This is a genomic window from Desulfovermiculus halophilus DSM 18834, assembly GCF_000620765.1.
Lineage (GTDB): Bacteria > Desulfobacterota > Desulfovibrionia > Desulfovibrionales > Desulfothermaceae > Desulfovermiculus > Desulfovermiculus halophilus.
Genome location: NZ_JIAK01000009.1, coordinates 74,723 through 94,644 on the forward strand (window position 1 = coordinate 74,723; position 19,922 = coordinate 94,644).

A 19,922-nucleotide genomic window follows, 5' to 3' on the forward strand; every position below is an offset into this window, starting at 1 on the left:
CTCCAGGTATAAAGTTAAACAACTGCAGCTCGTTCCGCCCTTGTTCAGGATAAAAGGGCTTCCCGGCAATGAGGCTGGTCCTGGCAAAAGTTCTGATGCAGCCCCCAGTAGTCCGCGACATGGCGATCTGCTTCCAGGCCCGGGTTCCCATAGGCCCAGAACCTCACTCCAGCAGCCTCGGCCGTGTATTGATCCACTTGAGAATCGCCGATAAAGGCTACGTCCTGGGGGGACATCTCCCACGCCTGCAGGACCCAATAAACGCTCTCAGGATGCGGCTTGGGCCAGGTTACATCCGATGCGCTGATCACCGGATGAAAGAACTGGACCAATTCAAAGCGCTCCAGGATCAGGGGCAAGGTCGTGGTTCGGTTCGTATTCACCGCGCACCGTATCCCCGCGGTCTGGAGCAGAGTGAGAAACTGGATCAGCCCCGGCTGGGGCCTTACCCAGTCCATGACTTCACGGTAGCTTATATGTGCGGCTGCATCCATGGCTTCATGGAGCCGATCCCGGGGAACAATCCGGGCCAGGGATTCCTGAACCGTATGCATGTGAACATAGATCTCGTCCTCGGCACTCATTCCCGGAAGCCCCATCTTTTCCAGGATCAGGGAGTAAAACCGGAGATTCGCTTCCCTGGAATCGATGAGCACTCCATCACAATCGAAAATAACTCCCCGCACCCAGCTGACATCCTGCCACATACGTTCTGCCTGATCTGTTTGCGGTGAGCGCAGTCCATGCGCCTCACCCGTGATTCTGCTCCAGACACACTATCCGTATCTTCCGTTCCATCCACCAAAGGTCGTCCCCAGGCAGAGGATTATCCATCATCAGATTCCGGCCTGTGCTTACTCCTGTAGATATCCCGGCTTGTTCACCGACTTCCAGCCCAGGCCCCAATCCCTGCAGGCTGCCGGATCGGGCCGGCTCAAAGCTTACCCCCCAATCTTTCCAGCTCGAGACCATCTCGCCGTGATGCACGACCAAGACGTCTTCAGCTCCCAGAAACAGGAGAAACCAGGGCAAAAGCTTCGTCCAATGGACCAAGAAATCCCCATGACTGGTCCACAGTCCGCCGGCCCGGGCGCCAAAACCTTCCTCCACTCCCAGGGTCTGGTCCATCTTGTGCTGAAAGGAGGTAAATGCATCTTCCAGACTGCAAAGACCCAGGACCTCTTCCTCTATTATCCAGGCCATGATCAGATTCATCTGCCCTTGCAGGCGCAACCTCTGCTCTTCCTCGCTGCGGTGGTCTTCCGGCTCCAGGTAGGTCTTGAAATCATCTCCCAGGGCCCGGGCCGTTCCCTGATAAAATGGAGTTTGGATGCCACCGGTGCTGATCGCGCTCAATTCCTTCAGATTCCGGAACTGAGCCGAAAACTCCCGCACCTTCCGGGCATATTGCACGCTTTCTTTCTCCGGCATAGGCAGTCCCTGGGGAGAAAAGACCGGATGCGCCGGCGCATCATTGGGCATGCCCGGAGACAGAAAGCTCACCCATTCAGGAGCTGTGGCCGGGGCCAAGGCAGGATGCATATACGGGAAATAGACGGCATGCATGGTGGACTCGGGCTGTCTTTTGTGTTTCTTGGATTCGGAAACCGGAATTGAACGGTTCGCAATCGTCACTATGGCCAATGTGCAGCAGTCCTGGGACCTGAGGATGAGATGTTCCCTGGCCTCAGGTACTCATAACAACTTGCATTTCAGCATGTTACATTGATATTCACTCACTCCATAGATCAGCACACCTCTTGGGCCAGCGGGAGGCGAAAACAGCTTTTATAAAAGGCCTTGTTTCATTTGGCAATCATTTCTTCTGCATCCGACCGGGCTGTTTTGCGGTTGCGAACACCGGCCAGAAAGCGTACAAAGGCTGCACAGAAGAGCAAAGAAATACGGAATTGGTCCACTGCCCACATGAGGAGGCTTTATGTTCGGAATCGGCATCCCGGAACTCATTATCATCCTGGCCATTGTCCTGGTCATCTTTGGTGCAAACAAGCTGCCGGAAATAGGGGCCGGCATGGGAAAGGCGATACGCAATTTCAAGAAGGCTTCGGACGAGCCGGATGAAATCGACATCTCCTCGCCCCAATCCAAGTCCTCTTCCTCGAAGGAAGACAACACACACCATTCCTCCTGATGCCAAAAGCCGTGTGGTCCACTGTGGTTCGTCCTGTCATCCCTGGGAGAGGAGGCTAAGGGCTCCAGTTACTCTTCTTTTTGCTCTTCTTCTCCATCTCCGGCTCTTTCCTCCCACTGCAGTCCACGTACCCGGGTATAGGCATTGAGTCTGCTCCTGAGCCTGTCCTTCTCCGGAGTCAGTACGTCCCACCATCCCAATAACCCGCCGGATGCGATCTCGATTTGCACCAAGTCAGCCTGGGCTACAGCCTGATGCCAGTCGTGAAGCTGCCTGGAGCACCCTGAAACCGCGCTCACAGTGCTCAAGCCTTTGATCTGCACCTGAACCCGGTGCACAAAAGGCCGTATCCCTTCCGAGGATGAGAAATACTTGGACCACAGAGCCTGCCACAGCTCATCCAGGCTTTTCCGGCTTGCGGTCCAGGTGGAGGTCTGGGTTTCCAGGACCCCTCTGAACCGGTCGCCTCCGGACTGCACCTTCAGGACTGGATAGACCACACCCTGCTGAACACACCCTGAGAGATCCTCCAATTGGGCTATGCGCCCCTGCCCTCTGCCGGACATCTCCAGTCGATAGCCCAGCCTCTTTTGTCCGGTGTAGTAGACCCCAAGATCCTTGAGCAGAGAGGCCAGGGCCTGGGTATTGATCTGAACCTGCCAGACCTGCTCCTGGTTTTGCTCGTCCGTCTGCCGGGAATAGCTCAAGACGTATTCCTCATGTCTGGAGCTGAGAAACCTGGCCAAACCACTCTTTCTGTCCGAACCAAGGCTGTACGGAAGAATCGTGTCCGCCTCGCGAAGAACCGCCTCGAGCATGGCCTGACCCCGGGGCGACCCGGACTCCCCGGCCTTTACGCGCACGATCTGCTCCCCTGCACGAACCTCTCCCTGCGGGCCGATTCCCACAACCGCCGCCAAAAGCAGCATGCACATCCCATACCGTATCGGCGATCTACGAAACATTTCGATTTCCTTTATACCTCTACAGCGACATTTTCCTGAACTCACAATGTCCATGATCGAAGCCGGGGATTGGTCCGTGGCCTTTCGATGTAGGCCGGTAACGCTTCCTGGCGAAGTGGAGGATAAGCGGTCGGTCCTCACAAATTCAAGAGCCCCCAAACAAGCAGTCAGCCGCGGTCATAATGCAGTGAGGGCCGAGCGCCCGGAGCGAGCCTTGGATGCGTCGGCCAAAATCGTGGCCACGGACCAAGCCCTGGCAAGGCCATATCAAAGTGTCGCTGTCGTACTCCATCTTTTTGGTTTTCCCCCTTGCCCCAAACAATGTATGCCCGGGAAATACTGGCTCTTCGACACAGAAAATGGAATTGCATACATAAGAGTTTGCCGTCTCTTCTGTGTGCCGTGAGCGGCAGGCCCGCACATTTTCTTGTGCTACAGGCCGGCAAGGCCATATCAAAGTGTCGCTGTCGTAATACGTGCAGCAGGCCAAAGCCCACGCCCTCTCTCCCTCTGGAGAGACTTGCCGTGCGTGCCCAGCACATCCTTATTGGCCTTCCAATGGATACTCGACAACTCGATCCCCATGCTCATCCTGCAAAACGACAATCACCTTTCCGTGCTGCAATATATCCGCGCTCCCGGTAACCCACAGGGGTTTGACATCCTCTGCCCGAAGATCGAAATCAGAAACCGTACCCCTGTGCACACCCTGAGCCCGAACCTGCAAAGGAGACTCACCGACTCTGGAGCTGGCCCGGGCTTGCTCCATGCTCGAACTGTAGCCCACCACTCCCTGTTCTATCCCCCTTTGCCTGGACATCATGGACGGTCCGAAAATCAGCCGTCCCTGCTGGTCATACAACCGACAGATCAGGGCCGGTTTTGCGCCCAAGCCCCTGGCGTCGACAATCAGACCGCTGAACCCGGAATCTCCGGTCCTGGCTGTTGCGTTCCCCTGCACAGAGAACATTTCCTTATCTTCATACCATGCCTGGGCCGGAATACACACCGACGCGCTTTCACCGGTCAATGAGAGCCTGGCCTCATATCCCGTTTTTCTGGGTTCTTGCGTATCCTCCAGGGCCTGCACAAATGCGGTGTGCACCAGCTCACGCAAGGCCTGAACCTTATCCGGATCGTCCCGGAGGACATCCTGCACCCTTCGGGCGCCGTCCACCCGAACCAGCTGCAGGCCCTTCCACAATCCGTTCTGGGCCCGGATCCTGGCCTGCCGGACCTCTGACCTGCCGGGCTGAGCACCTTCCTGCTTGCCTTCTCCCAGTCCGGACTCTGCGTATCCCCGGGCGGTAAGGACCTTGTTTTCCCAATCCATCCTGGCCGGCCCCAGGTCCTCGATCAACACTCCCCCGGCCTGGACCGGCCCCTGGGCTACGGTTAGAATCAAGCAAACCAGGGCGCACCAAATCCATATCCTTCTGCTCATAATCTGTCTTCCTCATCTGCAACGCAAGGGCATACGTCCCTCGGGTCCTTGCTCCTTCCTACCGCAGCCCCAGAGCCGCAGGCCACTTACTCCGTCATCAGCCCGCATACCTTCTCCCAGAGCCGGGAATTGAAGAACCCGGGGACATCTCCGGGCTGAACCCATTGAACATCCTGCTCTTTTTTAAACCAGGTCAGCTGCCGCTTGGCGTAGGCCCGGGTATTTTTCACCCAGACGGATTCGGCCTCAGCCTGGGACCAGCGGCCCAAAAAAACCTGCAAAAGCTCCCAGCAGCCGATACCGGACCATCCCGGGGCATGCTCATCTGAACATCCCTTCCAGGCAGCCTCCACCTCCTGCATGGCCCCCCTGTCCAGCATCCTGCCGATCCGCGCCTTGAGCAGGGGGGTCAAGTCCTCCAGATCGGTCCACAGGCCCACTTTCAAGGCGGAATACCTGGGCTGATCACAGGGATACGTTCGAAGCCACCAGGTCAGGGATTTTCCGGTAGCCGCAACAACCTCCAGGGCCCGGGCAATGCGCTGCCTGTCCCTGAAATGGAGCCGATCAGCAGATTCCGGATCCACTTCCTGCAGTCTGCGGTGCAGGGCTTCAGGCCCCAGCTCTTTGCATTCGGCCTCGATCCGCTCACGTATTTCGGAGGGGATCTCCGGAATCGGCGCCAACCCATAGATCAATGCCTTCAAATAGAGTCCGGTCCCCCCCACCAGGAGAGGCAGCCTGCCCCGGGAATGGATATCCTCCAGAACCGGCCGGGCCAGAGCAATAAACCGCCCGGCATCAATCGCTTCTTCAGTGGGCAAAAACCCGTAGAGATGATGCGCGCACCGGGACCGGTCCCGGTCCGAGGGCTGGGCGGTAATGCACGGAAAATCGGCATAGACCTGCCTTGAATCGCAATTCACGATCTCGGCACCAGCCCGCTCCGCAATCTGCAGGGCCAGGGAGCTCTTGCCTGTACCGGTGGGACCGATCAGGCACAGGATCTGGGGAACAGAATGTGCAGCCATAGGCTATTGAACCGCATACTTCTTCCGCAGACGAAGCCAGACAGGCTCCGGGACCAGCCCCTGCACGTCCCCCCCCAGACTGACGGTCTCCTTGATGATCGAAGAGCTGGTAAACAGCCATTTATAATCAGTCATCATGAACAAGGTGTGCACATCCCTCTTCAGGCGGCGGTTCATCAGGGCCATTTGGAACTCGTACTCAAAATCAGAGATGGCCCGCAACCCGCGAAGAACAACCTGTGCCCCCCGATTGTCCACATACTCCACCAGCAGTCCGCTGAAGGGCTCCACCACCACCTGGGGAAAATGGGCAAACACCTCTTCGGCCATAACAACCCGCTCCTCAAGGGGAAACAGGGGCTGTTTCGGTGTATCCTTGGCAATGGCCAAAACGATGGTATCAAAAACATCCAGGCCGCGGCGGACAATGCTCACATGTCCATTGGTCAGGGGGTCGAAGGTTCCGGGATAGACTGCGGTCTTCGGCTTTGGGCTTTCCATACACCTATCCTTGTTTGGCCATAGGTTCGGTTCACTTCAAGGGTGAGTCCGGGCAGATCGTCCAGGGTCAGCTCGGCTTCGACTTCGGCCGCGATACACCCAGACCCGCTCAGCCAGGCTCGATCCAGCAGACCTTCCAAGACAGGCATGAGCAAACCGTGTCCGTAGGGAGGATCCACTAAAACAAGATCAAAGGGCGTGTCCGGCGGGCGGCGGAGAGCTGGAGCCACCTTGCCGGCGACGATCCGAAACTGTCGCTTGGGCACCTGAAGCCTGGCGAGGGTTTCCCGCAAGGCCCGGACGGCCTTTTGCGAGTGTTCAACAAACCAGACCTCCGAGGCCCCCCGGCTCAAGGCCTCCAATCCGAGGCTCCCGCTGCCGGCGAACAGGTCCAGCACCCGCATCTCCTCCCCAAACGCCCCCCGGGACTCCAGCATGGAAAACAGGGCCTGACGGACCTTGTCCATAGCCGGACGATATCCAGGACCGGAAACCGTTGTTACCACCTGCCCTTTATACCGCCCGGCTGCAATGCGTACGCTCATGACTCCACATCCCGGCCGATTTCATGGTCCAAGGTCAGTCCATCGGCGTTCAGGGTGACCTGAACCAGTCCCGGTCTGTTTGGTTCCGACCTGGCTTGATTGAGTATAAACCTGTGCAGCTCGCGTACGCTCCGGGCATGAGGTCTGGAACACCTGTCGGTCTGAACCCGCAGGCCTTGGATGCACAAGGCTTCCAGCTCGTCCTGGGCAAAGGCCTCGGTGTGCAGGATGTGCGACAACGCACTGTATATCCGGTGCATGAATCCCCGGATCCCGTCCAAAGACGCCTGGGGCAGGAGCACTGCAAATCGGCCCTGTTCAATACGAAAAAGGCGATCGTAGACCCGGACCAGGTCCTGAATCCGTCGGACAATAATATCTTCCACCACCAGGGCTCCGGCCGGTCCATAGTCCATGGATAAAAGCGGCCAGCCAGTAAGCTTTATCATCACCAGCCCGAAGCCGTCTGAATTCCTGCTGCTTCGGCTGACCTCCTGATCTAGTACAGATGCAAGCTCCCGGCTGGTCAGGATCCAATCCGCAAAGCCGCCCTCAGCTGAAGCTTTGCCTCTGCCCGGCAGGTTGTGCATAACCCGCCAGACTATCTCGGCATCCAGACAGGGCTCCACCAGATAGTCCTTCCCCGCCGGATCGGTGGCAGCCAGGGCTTCTCTGTGCCGTTCCCGGCCCATGAGCAGAACGAGCGGGACCCCCTTGCTTCTCCGTTCCTGCCTGCGGGCCAGGAGGGAGCAGAACTCAAGGCCGTCCACATCCTGACCTTCCACCGAGGCCAGGACCAGGGAAAAGTCCTGCTCGTCCAGGGCAGACAGCCCGGAGAGGTGCCGTTTGACCCAGACCACTTCCAAGCCCTGTGCCTCCAGCAGCTCCCGGACATGACCGGCATGTCCGTCGTCAGGATCGAGAAGAAGCACGGCCCAATGTTCCGCCTGGGATGTCTGCATACGATCTCCATGCAGTCTGCGCCGGGAGGGGCCGGTCCAGTCGTGCAGCAGGAGCCTGCCCGGTACACACCTTGCTGGATCAGGGCCGCAGCCGCTTTTCGAGTTCAGGATCCAATTTGATTCTGTAGGTCTGCAGCACTTCGCGTACGGTCACCTGCCCCGGGCCCGCGCCCTTTACCGGGGTAACGTGCTTGACCTCGGCGCACATGACCTCCGCCGTGTCCGCCCCGGAAAAATGGCTGCGCAGAGCAGCAATACCGGCAGCTTCCCAAAGGCTGGATTCCGGGATTTCACCGGCCGGACCCGGCCGGCGGACAACTACATGGGCCCCTGGGCCGTGGGCCGCATGAAACCACAGATCGTGAGGCCGGGCAACCCGGGTCAAGAGATGGTGATTGGCCCGGCTGTTCTTTCCCCTGAGAATGGCATACCCGTCGCTGCTTCGATAGCGCTGTATGTGTGCAGCCTCAAGCGAGTCCTTTGCCTTGGCCCCGCTCCGAGCCGCAGGCCGGACTTCGGATTGAACCGGGCTGTCGATTGCCTCTGCCTTCCTGCCGCCGGCATGCAAAGCAGCCAGGGAATCCTCGATCTGCCGCCGCCTGGCGGCAACCTGAGGCAGCCCCCGGGCCCCCTTCTTGGCCTGCTTGAACCAGCGTTCCATGTTTTCCCGTATGCTCAGACGCTGATCCAAGCTCAGGGAATGCAACCCGCGGTCTTCATCTTCCAGGACCAGGCTTCCGGTTTTTTCTTCCGGATCTATGCAGTACAGATTGCTTTTGATCAGTTCGGCCTGTTTCCTGCGCTCAATCATATCCCGCAGCCTGTCTTCGTCGGCAGCGATCCTGGACAGCTGCTTGCGCAGTTTTTTTTCCTCCCGCGCGGTTTGCGTCCTGGTCTCCTCCTGATCTCGGTCCATGCACTCCAGCACCCTCCACCCATAGTCTTCAGCTGCCTGGACTGGATCCCTGTAGCTTTCTATACTGGAGAACCGGTGGAAAAGACTGGATGGGATCGACCAGGGGACAAGCCAGTCTTTGGACTGCACCTGCGCAGACCTGGCCCAAGTAAACACCTCCGCAGGGGCGGTGGACTGAAGGAAAGTCAACAGCTCGCGGCCTTTCTGTTCATCCAGGGCAGACAAGGTGTGTCGTAACGGGGGGGAGATCTGAGGATACCGGCGGAAAACTCGAGGCTGGGTCATTATTTCATCCCAGGACGGCCATTCAGGATCGCGCCCAAAACCGGAGTCCAGCTCGTGCACCCAGGTCAGGCCGGCGTCCAGGCTGAGGATGACCCAGGAGGCCGGAGCTGTATCCAGCCCTAGGGCCAGGCGCCGTGACGGCCAGTCCACTGTCCAAGCCACGATCCTGCGGCCCTGGATCCGTTTCCGCCACCAGCCGACCTCTGCCGGCGGATTCCGGGGATTGGAGGGCTTATGAGAGGAGATAAAAAGGGCATGCCCGCGCTTGGAGGCCGCACATATCAGATGCTGTCTGGAACCGAGCTTCATGGTCCAGACACCGGGCACAGGTATATAGACCTTCTCCACCCGTTTTCCTGTCAGGCCATGTCCCACGTGGTGGGCAAAAAACCGAAAAAAATTTGCCTCCATGCCCCTTCAAAGCCTGGCTTAAGGACCGCTTGACCATGTTCCGGTCAGATCGGGATCCGACCCAGAACCCTTCGGTTCCCGATGCCCATGGGACGGGCGGAGTCATTTCTGTCCCAAACGTTCATCTTCCTCTTGCTGGCTCTTGCAGTGAATGCACAGGGTTGTTACCGGACGGGCCTTGAGTCTGGGAATACTGATCTCTTCGCCGCACTCCTCGCAGACTCCGTATGTCCCGTCTTCAATCCGCTCCAGTGCGGCATTGACTTTACTGATCAGCTTGCGGTCCCTGTCCCGCAGCCGGAGGGTGAAAAACTGATCCGATTCCTGGGATGCCCTGTCTGCAGGGTCGGCATAGACTTGGGCCGATCCGGACATATCGTCAATGGTACTCTGCCCCTTTTCCTGGATCTCCTCAAGCATTTTTTCCAAAACATTTCGAAAATATTGAATATCGCTCTGTTTCATAATCATTCCTCCTTCGCCGGATCTCTGCAAAGCGATGTATATGTCAATCGGCAAACCTCGTTTATCGTATGTAGGTTAGAAAAGTAAAGGGGAAAGCATAGATTTGTTTCTCAATCCCGGTCTCTTTCGGGCAGGAGGAGACCCTCGAACCACCTTCGTATCCCCCCTGAGCTGGAAATGATCCCAGCTTGCCAACCTGAAGCACCCCTGCTTGACAAGCAAGGGCCACTTCCCGTACAAAATATTTCGTTCGTCACGGGCGGGAGTAACTCAGTGGTAGAGTGCAACCTTGCCAAGGTTGAAGTCGCGGGTTCAAATCCCGTCTCCCGCTCCATCCTGAGGCGGCATAGCCAAGTGGTAAGGCAGAGGTCTGCAAAACCTCCATTCTCCGGTTCGAATCCGGATGCCGCCTCCATTCATGAGCGGGAATAACTCAGCGGTAGAGTGCAACCTTGCCAAGGTTGAAGTCGCGGGTTCAAATCCCGTTTCCCGCTCCAAATATGTATCCCAAGCCAAACCTTGTTTGGCTTTTTTTTATCTATGCCCACACCCACCAATCCGGCTTTATCCTCCGGTGCCAGACTCGACGACCTGCTGAGCCTGGCCAAGTCCAAGTACCCCGTGGAGTTCGAGACCATAGGCATCGGGGATGTGCAACTACGCGTCCTCCAGATCAAGGACATGGAGGCCTATATCGAACAGCTGGCTGCCTCCTCCGGAACACAGGATGGTCTGGAGCTGCCGTTTTGGGCCAAGATCTGGCCCACGTCCATGCTGCTCAGTCATATCCTGAGCACCTGCGGAGTCAACGGCCTGAATGTTCTGGAGCTCGGGGCCGGAATCGGAGTCTGCGGCATGGTGGCCGCCTGCATGGGGGCCCGGGTGACCTTGACAGATTGTCACCCCGACGCCTTGCTCTTCGCCCGCATCAACGTCATGAAGAACGACTTGGAGGACAGGATTCAGCTGGCCGATGTCGACTTCACCACTGACCGCATGCCTCAGCGCTTCGAGCGTATAATCGGGTCTGAAATCCTGTACCGGGAATCCACCTACAGCCCCCTGGTCCAGTTCCTGGACAGCCACCTGACCCCGGAAGGTGAAATCCTGCTGGCCAAGAGCCATATATTCCGGTCCCAGGGATTTTACGCCCTGGCGGAAAAGACCTTCAACCTTCAGGAGAAGTCCCTGGGGTACAAGGAAACATCGCCGCATTCCAATGAACCGGAACGGCATGTGTGCCGCATCCTGCGCATGACCAGAAAATAGGCTCCTTAACTCAGGGAGTGAGGTTTCATGCCCAACACAGGGACAGATGGAAGCTCCACCCCCTCTTACTCAGAGCCCGGCACTCACGTATATGATACCCTCACTCACACAGAAAGCAGTGACCTGCACGTGAGTAGCCGGGAGGGAGCAGGGATCCCCCTTTGGCGGGGCTTAGAAAATACCGGGCCGAAAGTGGGCACACAGAAGAGATGGCAAACTCCAAAGATCCACTGGCTGCGTCGAAAAACTGCAAGTGAGTGCCGGGCAATCCAGAGGAGCGTCTTCTTCTGTCAAGCGCTTTCTCCTCTCGCAAGAGACCTGGATTCCCGCCTTCCCGGGAATGAGGGAAGAGAACCCAAGGCCCGCAAACCAAGTGCTTCAGCCGATGTTACAGCACCCTTCATGCACCAAAGGATACACCCGGGATCTGGATAAGGCCGTTTCTCCGGAACAGACGGTCAGGCACATCCGCTCCGTTTTGGCCCGAACCGGTCACCACCTGCTGGAACGGACCAGACGGGTGGATACCGGGCGCCTGGGAATCCCAGTGTATATGTCCATATGCGGCTCCAAGGCCCGGGAGATCATGCCCACACGCAAGCAGATGGGCAAGGGAGCCTCAGCGGCCCAGGCTGAGGCCTCGGCTTTGATGGAGTTCATCGAGCGCTACAGTCTGTTCTCTTTCCTGGCCCGGACCGGGGAAAGGGGCAAAGGCGCACAGTTGACCTGGTCCCAGGCTGAGGACAGATTCGGCCCCTCCCTGATCCCGGTGCAAGAGATCCTCGGTTCGGTGCAGGAAGAACGCCCCTCCTCAGAGGCTGTCCAGATCATGGACCTTGTGCCCTGGGATTTTTGTCCGGCCTCTGACCTGCATACCGGGCAGGAGGTCGTCCTCCCCCTGAACTGGTTTCAGACCATCAATGAATTCAATGGGTCTTCTGCTGGCAACACCGACGTGGAGTCTGCGCTGCAGGGGCTGTGCGAGCTTATTGAGCGCCACGTCTGTGCCGAAATCAATGCCCAATGCCCTGAGCTTCCGAGCATAGACCCTAAGACCATGACCGATCCGGTGCTCAAGGACCTCCTGGCGGCCTTTGACCGCAACGGGATTGTGGTCTGGCTCAAGGATTTCAGCCTGGGACTTGATGTACCCACAGTCGGGGTCCTGGCCTATGACCCGGCTACATTTCCGCACTCCAGCGAAATCGTCTTTACTGCCGGAACAGCCACCTCTCCGGAAAAGGCAGCGATCAGGGCCTTGACCGAGGTGGCCCAGCTCGGCGGGGACTTTGAGAGCGGAAGCCGCTACGAGCCATCCGGACTGCCCAAGCCGAAGACCCTGGATCAGTGCGCTTGGCTGCGGCGCGGCCGGGCCGTCCCCATCACCGCCCTTCCGGACATCAGTCACCCGGACATGGGGGTCGAGCTCTCCAGGGTGGCTAAGGTCCTTGCCCAGCACAAATATCCAGTCTACATTGTGCGTACAACTGATCCGGATCTTCAGATCCCCGCCCATTACTCCATCGTTCCCGGTTTCGGTTTCCGTGAACGCAGCACCCATGCCAGTCTTGGACTTTTCGTGGGCCGGATTCTGGCTGAGCAGCAGCCCGAAGACCTAGCTGAACACGGGTTGCGGGTCCTGCAGGACCTCTATCCTCAGGGACATTTTCTGCCGTTTTTTCAGGGCATATTGGCATTGCGCCAGGAACGGTTTTCACAAGCCCTGGATGCCTTCTCCCGGGCCGAAGACATCCAGCCCACAGCCCAGGATAAGGCCTTTGCCGCCTTTTATCAGGCCTTCTGCCTCAGCCGGGAGGCACAGTGGGACCGGATAAAGCCGCATCTCGACCGGGCCATCCAGGGCGCCCCGGATGTACATGCCTTCTACAACCTGCGCGGCGTCGGAGCCTTTAAGACCGGCCGGTATGAACAGGCCGCCGAGGACTTCCGGTCCGCCCTGGAGCTGGATCCTGGCTCAGCCATGGACCTGGTCAACCTTGGCCTGTGCCTGAAGAGGGCGGGGCAGATCCACGAGGCCCTCTCCTGTCTGCAGGCGGGGCTGGAGCTCGATCCGGGTATGGAGACCGCCCGCGCCGAACTGGAAGAACTCCTGGCCGGAAAGCAGGACAGGGAGCCAGGGTGAATAAAGTTTCACCGACGAGGGACCTGGACAACAGCACCGGAACACCCTTTCCTGAAGCCTGGCCGCCGGCCCTTGACAAGGAAGGCCGCCAGCTTCTATAGAGTATGCTTTATGCGTTGGTACGCAGGACCTCTCCACTTGACGGTGGGGTGAATTTCAATTACCCATTCTCCAGCAAGTTTCAAAAACAGGTCCCAGATGCGGACATGTTTTTGGCTTCTGGTTTCACGCCAGCCAATTCTCAATAAACTGACGGTCAAGGAGGTTGACACATGGCAACTGTCGAGTTCAAAGGAAAAACATTCGAAATTGACGAAGACGGCTTCTTGCAGAGCTTTGATGACTGGAGCCCTGAGTGGGTGGACTATGTAAAGGAATCCGAAGGCATCAAGGAACTCACTGATGAGCACCGCAAGGTCATCGATTTCTTGCAGGACTACTACAAGAAAAACGGTATTGCCCCCATGGTCCGCATCCTGTCCAAAGTGACCGGCTTCAAGCTGAAGAAAATCTACGAGCTTTTCCCCTCCGGTCCTGGCAAGGGCGCCTGCAAGATGGCCGGCTTGCCCAAACCCACCGGATGTGTCTAAAAAATCAGCCGGACACGAAAAAGAAAGGCGGCAGAGGCCGCCTTTCTTTTTCCACTTCTTTGTGCGGGCCAACAATCACCATCAGCTTTCATCCATGACCGAATTTCTATGGATCTGAGTACAGCGCTGACAGAGCTCAAGCAGGAGCCGGGATTTTCGGATCAGGTCGGAATGGTCTTGATCCACAACGGCGTGGTTCGTGGACATTCCAGGGAAAGCAAAGACACGGTCGCTTCCCTGCGGGTCACTCCGGATCAGGACCGGATCGAGGCCCTGCGCAGGGAGTATGAGGCCCGGCCCGGCATATTCCGCATCCTGGTCCAGGCCAACCAGGGCGACTTCCAGCCCGGCCAGGATCTGCTGTTTATCATTGTCGCCGGCGACATCCGGGAAAACGTCCATCCTGTGCTGTCTGAGCTTTTAAACCGCATCAAGTCCGAGGCCATGCACAAAGTCGAAACCTGACATAACACCCATCACGCCTCAGCCCGAGACCGGGTCGAAGAGATCCACCCCGGCCCGGGAGGCCATATTCACGATCCGCCGCGCTTCCTCATCCTTAGCCCGCTTCAGGCACCCCTGCACATATCTTCGCCCCTTCAGCCCAAGCTGATATTCTGCCAATGATCTCTGTTCCGGACTCAGCTCTTCTGTGCACAGCAGCGTGCACAGGCTCATGATTCTGTACAGATCCAAACCGATAATCCGAGCCGACAACTGGTCTGGGTGACCTGCATACCGGGTGACCAGCTTCCGGGGAACCAGGCCGACCGGATACCGCAGAGCACAGCGCAGCCAGAGGTCGTAGTCCTCGCAAGCCACTAGCCTCGAATCAAAAGGGCCGGCCGCCTCCCAGCACGCACGGCTGATAAGGACGCTGGAGGGGCTGACCAGGCACAGCTCCAGGGAGGGGGCAAAGATCCATCCGCTGGGCTTGCGGTGGCGCATTCCCGGATTGACCCGCCGCCCATTCCGGATCCAGACCTCTTCGGTCTGGGTTATCTCCCACCCCCCGTTGCGGGTGAATGCCAGTTGGGCTGTCAGCTTGTCCGGTTCCCATGTGTCGTCGGAGTCCAGGAGGGCGATATACTCCCCTGAGGCCGCACTGATGCCTGTATTTCTGGCAGCAGCCACTCCTTGATGGGGCTGGGCCAGGACCGTGACCCTGGGATCGGATATCCCGGATACAATCTCGCCCGTTGCATCCTCCGATCCGTCGTCGACCACCACAAGCTCCAGATTGGGATGGGTCTGCCGGAGCACAGAATCCATCGCCCGCCGCAGGGTGCCGGCCCGGTTGTAGGTGGGTATGATTACTGATATGAGAGGAGAAGCAGCAATCTTGTGCATAATCTTTTGCTTTGCCCCGGGAGTATTCCGATGACCTCTAGCTCAGAACACCCCCATGACCTGCCCCAAGCCGTCTGTGATCTGATCCTGTCGTCCTTTCAGGCGGACGCCGACATACTTCATTTTGCCCAGTCCACACTTGGCCTGGACACCAGCGCTGAAATCCGGGCCGCCGTAGCCACCCGGGCTGATCCCTCTGATCCTGAGCTTGAATCTCTCCGCGACCTGCTTCTATCCCCGTCCCTTCAGCAGCGGGAGGCGATAGAGACCGCTCTGCAGGCCTGGGACAGCAGCCGGAAAGATACGGATGAACTGGTCCGGGCCTTGATGCACTCCTGCCCCCAGGCCCGCATCACCTTCCCGGACGGAGCACATATGGTCCTGGACCTGGACCGGGACATGATGCAAGGCATAGTTGACCGGCTGCGCCCAGGGTTCTCCCTGCCCGGCAACCTGGAGCAGGTTGTGGCCGGGAACGTCCCTCAATCCTGGCAGGCCTGGGTCCGGGTCAGGATGCGTCTGGCCAATGTCCGGCTTGCCGGGGCCAGAGCCGATTTTTTGGCCGCAGTGCTGACCCATGTGCCGGCCTCCTCCCCACTGTTCCCGGAATACTTCACCTTTGCCCTGGCTTTTGTCCAGGAATGCCCGGAGGACCAGGACATGGCCCAGGCCTTGGCGGCCAAGAAGGAATATCTGGAGCACAGCCTGGACAGAGCCGCCTTTCTGGAAAGACAGCGCACCAGCCAAGCCATGGAGGCCCTGCTCATGCAGCGTCTGCCCATGCTGAGCATAGACACAGCAGCCGCTCAAAGAGAAATCCGGATCATCAACGATATCAGTCTGGCCCTATATGGGCGTGTCCCGGGAAGCTTCGACCAAACCTGCCAGGAAAGCACATTTCAGCTCCAGCAGGGTCCCGGCACTCACGTGTATGATTAGCTCAGGCAAATAGAAAGCAGTGACCTGCACGTAAGTAGCCGGGTGGGGGGGATCCCCCCTTGGCGGGATTAGAAAATACCGGGCCGGCGGAAAGATCATAAGAGCTTCCGCTACTGCACACTGGACATCCCGGGCAACAGCCGGGAAGAGATCATGGCCGTTTATGAGCTCATAATATCAGTCTTGGGCTATGTGTTTGAGCCGGTTTGAGCTGTATCGGGTCCGTTCAGCTCCTCCCAGACCGGATCAGGGACCAGATAGCGAATGCTTCTCCCGGCTGCCATCTTCTCCCGAATCAGCGTACTGCTTAGCTCCAGCTTTGGGGCCTGGATGCGCTGCACACGGCACTTCGGGGGCACACGCCACTCGGCCTGCCCGTGTTTTCCGGCCTGGGGCCAGGTGGCGGCGATAAACCGGTCCAGCAGTTCTTCGTCACCTGTTTCCCGGGCCACGACAATGAAGTGCGTGAGTTCGGGCAGCTTGCGCCATCTGAACCATTTGGTCAGCTGCACAAAGTCCGGGCAGCCGATGACAAAAAAGGTCTCCCGGTCCGGGTGCATGTGGTGATACTGGACCAGAGTATCGACTGTATACGAGGGCCCGGCCCTCTGGCCTTCCATCCGATTTAAGACCAGGCCCGGCATCCGGGAAACGGCCGCCTCAATCAACCGGCACCGGAAGGAAAAGCTGGGGACCTGCTCCTTTTCCTTGTGCGGGGGGATATACGCCGGAACCAGCTCCACCTTTTCCAGGCCGGCCTGTTCCAGGGCCTCCACCGCCAGGCGCAGATGTCCGTTGTGCACCGGGTTGAAGCTCCCGCCCAAAAGCCCGACCTTCATGCCATCCAACCCCTTAGTGAAAGCCATACCTCGATTCTTTCCGCCCCTGGCTACTCCCGGATCTGTCCCTGGCCCAAAAGGACAAATTTCGTACTGGTCAGCTCCTTCACCCCCATCGGTCCGTAGGCGTGGAGCTTGGAGGTGGAGATTCCGATCTCAGCCCCCAGCCCCAGCTGCCCCCCGTCGTTGAACCGGGTGGAGGCGTTCACCGCGACCAGGGAGGCATCCACTTCCTGAACAAAGCGCATGGCCCGGTCGTGCCTGGAGGTCAGAATGGCTTCGGTATGACCTGATCCATACTCGGCTATATGCTCCTGGGCCTCATCCTGATCCTGGACCACGCGCACGGCCAGGCACAGGTCCAAGAACTCATGCCCGAAATCACCAGGCTGCGCAGGCTCGGCCCTGGCCCCCAAGTACTGTGCCGCCTGCGGATCGGCCTTGAAGACCACCCCATCCTCGCCCAGGGCCTGTGCCACCCGGGGCAGGATTTCAGCTGCTGCATCGGCATGGACCAAGAGGCATTCCAAGGCGTTGCACACCCCGGGCCGCTGTACTTTTGCGTTGTGGATAATGGATACGGCCTGCTCCGGGTCCGCGGTCTGGTCAACATAGATGTGGCACACCCCTTTGTAGTGCTTAAGCACCGGCATTGCAGCCCGTTCCGTGACCGCCCGGATCAGGCCTTCTCCTCCCCGGGGAATGACCACATCGATGAACTCGTCCAGCCCGAGCAAGGTATTCACTGCCTCCCGGTCCGCAGTGGGAACCACGTGCACGGCTTCACCCGGCAGGCCGCTGTCCACCAAAGCCCTGGAAATAAGCCGGCCCAGGGCCTGATTGGACCCCAGGGCCTCGGATCCGCCCCGCAGGATGCAGCCGTTCCCGGCCTTCAGGCAGAGGATGGCCGCCTCCACGGTCACGTTGGGCCTGGACTCGTAAATCATGGCCACAACCCCCAGGGGGATGCGCATCCGGCCGACCTTCATGCCATTTGGGCGTTGATACATGTGCTCAATTTCGCCCACCGGATCCTCCAGCGCGGCCACCTCCCGGCACGCATGGGCCATGTCCTCCATCTTCCCGGGATTCAGGCTCAAGCGATCCAGCATGGCCGCACTTAGGCCCATTTCCCGCCCCCGGGCCACATCCCGGGCATTGGCCTCCAGCACGTCGCGGCCTTCACTCTCCAAGAGCCCGGCCAGGCGGTTAAGAAACGCATCCTTGATCCTGCTGGTCTGAGTCCCCAGCATCCGGGAGGCCTGCTGAACATCCCGGGCTGCCTTCTGCACCTGATCCTGATCGGTCATAGAAAGACCTCCTTGCAGACCAAAGCTATATTTTTCATGTTTTTGTACCCCATCGAAAGACAAGAGCTCATGCCCTTTCCGTCGTTTCACTATTGCCCGGCCCAGATTTCTGGAAACATCGCAACCACCCGGGACGCGTGACAATCTAGTGGAAAGACTGACAGGTCATGACCATACAGAAAAAACTGGATTCCCGCCTCCGCGGGAATGACGGAAAAGAGCCGAAATTTCGCTGGAGCAGTAACGATATGGACACGTTCAACATCCAAGACTCAGCCTGTCTCCGGGCCGAGGCAATAAGCCCGATCCACCGGGCATCGCCTGCAGCAGGGCCCGGGCCTCTGCCCCCCGGGCCTGGCGCTCGTCCCGCTGCATATGGACAACCGCCAATTGCCTTGCCCCGGATCTAACAGCCAGGTCCACGGCTTCCCGGACTGTTCCATGCCCATGCACGGCCTGATCCACTTGAAAGCCTTCGTGCACGATCAGGGAACAGGCCCGGGCCAGATCCCAGGTCCCATCCCCGGGCCGACCGTCCCCGCTGTAGTACAGACTGGCTCCTGGTCCATCCAGGCGCAACCCCAGGTTGGGCCGGGAGTGCTGCGTCCAGGCGGTCTTCCACGAACAATCCGCAAGCCGAACCTCCTGCCCGGGCAGGAGTTCTCGAAAATCGATCTGATAGGTGAACTTGTCCCAGAAGCTGGGGTAGGCCAGCCGAACGCTCTGGCGCACGATATCCTCAACCCCCGGGGGGCCGAGGATTGTCAGCGCTGCATCCCGCCCGCTCTCCCACAGCCGAAGCAGAAGCAGAGGGAGGCTGAAAAAATGATCCCCGTGAAAATGGGATATCCAGACCGCATCCAAATCGTTTGCAGAATAAAGCTCTGAAAACACAGCATGGGCAACACTGAAGCCGCAGTCCAGCAGAATGCAGGAGCTGTTCGTGCGGACCAGCATGGAGGTGTTGCCCAGCCGGCCGTCGCAGGCCTCCCCCACTCCCAGAAATACAACCTGCATGCCCCCTCCGGATTGACTGTTACCCTTTGACCTTTGATTCTATTCTGATTACAAGGTTCTGGTTTGCGCCGACAACAGCATGCAGAAAAAGGAGACCATATGTCCGCCTCCGATCCCAAAGATCCTCAGGACACCAGTACTTCCCAGTCAGCATCTGCTCCAGCTGCCGGGTGGGCCAAGGTGGTGACCGACAACATCAAGACCATCGGCCTGGTAATTGCCGCCGTCATAGTCGTCGCTGCCCTGGTCAGCGGATATTCCTACTATAAAACCCGCACCCTGCGCAATGCACAGCAGACAGTGGACCGGATCATGTCCGAGCAATCTGGCATGGACCGGATCCGCGGGCTGGAGGAATTTGTCCCCAAGGCCCCGGCAAAGATGCACAACGCCCTGCACCTGCAGCTGGCCAGGCTGTGCATGGAGGAAGGGGCCTTTGAGCGGGCTGTTCCCCATTGGGAACACATCCGGGAGAACGCACCGGATACTGATCTGAAGACCGTTGCCGCCCTGGGCCTGGGGACGGCCCTGGCCCGGATGGATAAGTCCTCCGAGGCCCTGGAGCTTCTGCGGCAGGCCTCGGGGCAGGCCCCGGAGCGCTACCAACGGAGCCTGCAGATGAAAATCGCTGCTGTTGCTGAGCAGGCCGGACAATGGGAGCAGGCCCTTAAGGCCTACCGGGCTCTGTCCGATATGAGAGCCCTGGACGCCCGGCCTGACGAGTTCATTGAACACAAGATCAAGACCTTGCAGAGCAAAGCACACAATCCACAATCGTAACCCAAGGT

At 58.7% G+C, this 19,922-nt stretch carries 21 protein-coding genes and 3 tRNA genes; 10 read left to right on the forward strand and 14 right to left on the reverse strand.

Features of this window, described 5'->3' with window-relative positions; all coding sequences use genetic code 11:
* Positions 1-44: 44 nt before the first annotated feature.
* A complete protein-coding gene (locus tag N902_RS0105850; protein WP_027370173.1) occupies positions 45-707 on the reverse strand; it encodes an HAD family hydrolase in 663 nt (220 codons plus the stop codon).
* A gap of 43 nt (positions 708-750) precedes the next feature.
* Complete coding sequence (locus N902_RS0105855) at positions 751-1,644, reverse strand: hypothetical protein (RefSeq protein ID WP_034621883.1); 894 nt, start codon at positions 1,642-1,644, stop codon at positions 751-753.
* Positions 1,645-1,939: 295 nt separating this feature from the next.
* Here N902_RS0105855 and N902_RS0105865 point away from each other — a divergent pair, with 295 nt between their 5' ends.
* On the forward strand, positions 1,940-2,152 hold the full coding sequence (locus tag N902_RS0105865) for a twin-arginine translocase TatA/TatE family subunit (protein WP_027370175.1): 213 nt from the start codon (positions 1,940-1,942) through the stop codon (positions 2,150-2,152).
* 68 nt (positions 2,153-2,220) lie between these two features.
* On the opposite strand, the gene N902_RS0105870 is transcribed toward N902_RS0105865, so the two are convergent.
* From N902_RS0105870 to dksA, 8 genes are all read right to left on the reverse strand, one after another.
* A complete protein-coding gene (locus tag N902_RS0105870) occupies positions 2,221-3,117 on the reverse strand; it encodes a hypothetical protein (protein ID WP_153304149.1) in 897 nt (298 codons plus the stop codon).
* A 544-nt stretch (positions 3,118-3,661) separates the two neighbouring features.
* Positions 3,662-4,561: a hypothetical protein gene (locus N902_RS0105875; protein WP_027370177.1), complete on the reverse strand. Its 900-nt coding sequence runs from the start codon at positions 4,559-4,561 to the stop codon at positions 3,662-3,664.
* An 86-nt stretch (positions 4,562-4,647) separates the two neighbouring features.
* Positions 4,648-5,592 carry a tRNA (adenosine(37)-N6)-dimethylallyltransferase MiaA gene (gene miaA, locus N902_RS0105880; protein WP_027370178.1) on the reverse strand — a complete coding sequence of 315 codons (945 nt, stop codon included), beginning with the start codon at positions 5,590-5,592 and terminating at the stop codon, positions 4,648-4,650.
* A 3-nt stretch (positions 5,593-5,595) separates the two neighbouring features.
* Positions 5,596-6,093 carry a pantetheine-phosphate adenylyltransferase gene (gene coaD / locus N902_RS0105885; protein ID WP_027370179.1) on the reverse strand — a complete coding sequence of 166 codons (498 nt, stop codon included), beginning with the start codon at positions 6,091-6,093 and terminating at the stop codon, positions 5,596-5,598.
* Positions 6,039-6,638 carry a 16S rRNA (guanine(966)-N(2))-methyltransferase RsmD gene (gene rsmD, locus N902_RS0105890; RefSeq protein ID WP_027370180.1) on the reverse strand — a complete coding sequence of 200 codons (600 nt, stop codon included), beginning with the start codon at positions 6,636-6,638 and terminating at the stop codon, positions 6,039-6,041. The genes coaD and rsmD overlap by 55 nt, the downstream gene beginning before the upstream one ends.
* Positions 6,635-7,600 carry a response regulator gene (locus N902_RS0105895; RefSeq protein WP_027370181.1) on the reverse strand — a complete coding sequence of 322 codons (966 nt, stop codon included), beginning with the start codon at positions 7,598-7,600 and terminating at the stop codon, positions 6,635-6,637. Before N902_RS0105895 ends, rsmD begins: the two co-directional genes overlap by 4 nt.
* 79 nt (positions 7,601-7,679) lie before the next feature.
* Complete coding sequence (locus N902_RS0105900; RefSeq protein WP_027370182.1) at positions 7,680-9,212, reverse strand: NFACT RNA binding domain-containing protein; 1,533 nt, start codon at positions 9,210-9,212, stop codon at positions 7,680-7,682.
* Between the two features lie 102 nt (positions 9,213-9,314).
* A complete protein-coding gene (gene dksA / locus N902_RS0105905; RefSeq protein WP_027370183.1) occupies positions 9,315-9,677 on the reverse strand; it encodes an RNA polymerase-binding protein DksA in 363 nt (120 codons plus the stop codon).
* A gap of 259 nt (positions 9,678-9,936) precedes the next feature.
* On the opposite strand from dksA, the gene N902_RS0105910 reads away from it, so the two are divergent.
* From N902_RS0105910 to N902_RS0105940, 7 genes are all read left to right on the forward strand, one after another.
* A tRNA-Gly gene (locus tag N902_RS0105910) sits at positions 9,937-10,011 on the forward strand.
* 6 nt (positions 10,012-10,017) lie between these two features.
* A tRNA-Cys gene (locus N902_RS0105915) sits at positions 10,018-10,092 on the forward strand.
* A 7-nt stretch (positions 10,093-10,099) separates the two neighbouring features.
* Positions 10,100-10,174: transfer RNA gene (locus N902_RS0105920), tRNA-Gly, on the forward strand.
* A 43-nt stretch (positions 10,175-10,217) separates the two neighbouring features.
* A complete protein-coding gene (locus N902_RS0105925) occupies positions 10,218-10,946 on the forward strand; it encodes a class I SAM-dependent methyltransferase (protein WP_027370184.1) in 729 nt (242 codons plus the stop codon).
* A 385-nt stretch (positions 10,947-11,331) separates the two neighbouring features.
* Entirely contained in the window at positions 11,332-13,089 is a 1,758-nt protein-coding gene (locus N902_RS0105930; protein ID WP_027370185.1) for a YcaO-like family protein, read from the forward strand.
* Between the two features lie 272 nt (positions 13,090-13,361).
* Entirely contained in the window at positions 13,362-13,679 is a 318-nt protein-coding gene (locus tag N902_RS0105935; RefSeq protein ID WP_027370186.1) for a TusE/DsrC/DsvC family sulfur relay protein, read from the forward strand.
* Positions 13,680-13,787: 108 nt separating this feature from the next.
* Positions 13,788-14,144 (forward strand): molybdenum cofactor biosynthesis protein MoaE, encoded by a 357-nt coding sequence (locus tag N902_RS0105940; protein ID WP_027370187.1) that lies wholly within the window; start codon positions 13,788-13,790, stop codon positions 14,142-14,144.
* A gap of 18 nt (positions 14,145-14,162) precedes the next feature.
* On the opposite strand, the gene N902_RS0105945 is transcribed toward N902_RS0105940, so the two are convergent.
* Positions 14,163-15,029, reverse strand: a complete 867-nt coding sequence (locus N902_RS0105945) for a glycosyltransferase family 2 protein (protein WP_034621887.1) — start codon at positions 15,027-15,029, stop codon at positions 14,163-14,165.
* 30 nt (positions 15,030-15,059) lie between these two features.
* Here N902_RS0105945 and N902_RS0105950 point away from each other — a divergent pair, with 30 nt between their 5' ends.
* Positions 15,060-15,968, forward strand: coding sequence for a hypothetical protein (locus N902_RS0105950; RefSeq protein WP_027370189.1), 909 nt, complete (start codon positions 15,060-15,062; stop codon positions 15,966-15,968).
* Positions 15,969-16,156: 188 nt separating this feature from the next.
* Here N902_RS0105950 and nadD read toward each other — a convergent pair whose 3' ends face one another.
* The 3 genes from nadD to N902_RS0105965 form a co-directional block, all read right to left on the reverse strand.
* Positions 16,157-16,834 carry a nicotinate (nicotinamide) nucleotide adenylyltransferase gene (gene nadD / locus N902_RS16650; protein WP_084287871.1) on the reverse strand — a complete coding sequence of 226 codons (678 nt, stop codon included), beginning with the start codon at positions 16,832-16,834 and terminating at the stop codon, positions 16,157-16,159.
* A gap of 23 nt (positions 16,835-16,857) precedes the next feature.
* Complete coding sequence (locus N902_RS0105960) at positions 16,858-18,117, reverse strand: glutamate-5-semialdehyde dehydrogenase (RefSeq protein ID WP_027370190.1); 1,260 nt, start codon at positions 18,115-18,117, stop codon at positions 16,858-16,860.
* Between the two features lie 258 nt (positions 18,118-18,375).
* Positions 18,376-19,134 (reverse strand): MBL fold metallo-hydrolase, encoded by a 759-nt coding sequence (locus tag N902_RS0105965; protein ID WP_027370191.1) that lies wholly within the window; start codon positions 19,132-19,134, stop codon positions 18,376-18,378.
* A 99-nt stretch (positions 19,135-19,233) separates the two neighbouring features.
* Between N902_RS0105965 and N902_RS0105970 the strand changes: the two genes are divergently transcribed.
* On the forward strand, positions 19,234-19,914 hold the full coding sequence (locus N902_RS0105970; protein ID WP_027370192.1) for a tetratricopeptide repeat protein: 681 nt from the start codon (positions 19,234-19,236) through the stop codon (positions 19,912-19,914).
* The last annotated feature ends 8 nt before the right edge of the window (positions 19,915-19,922 follow it).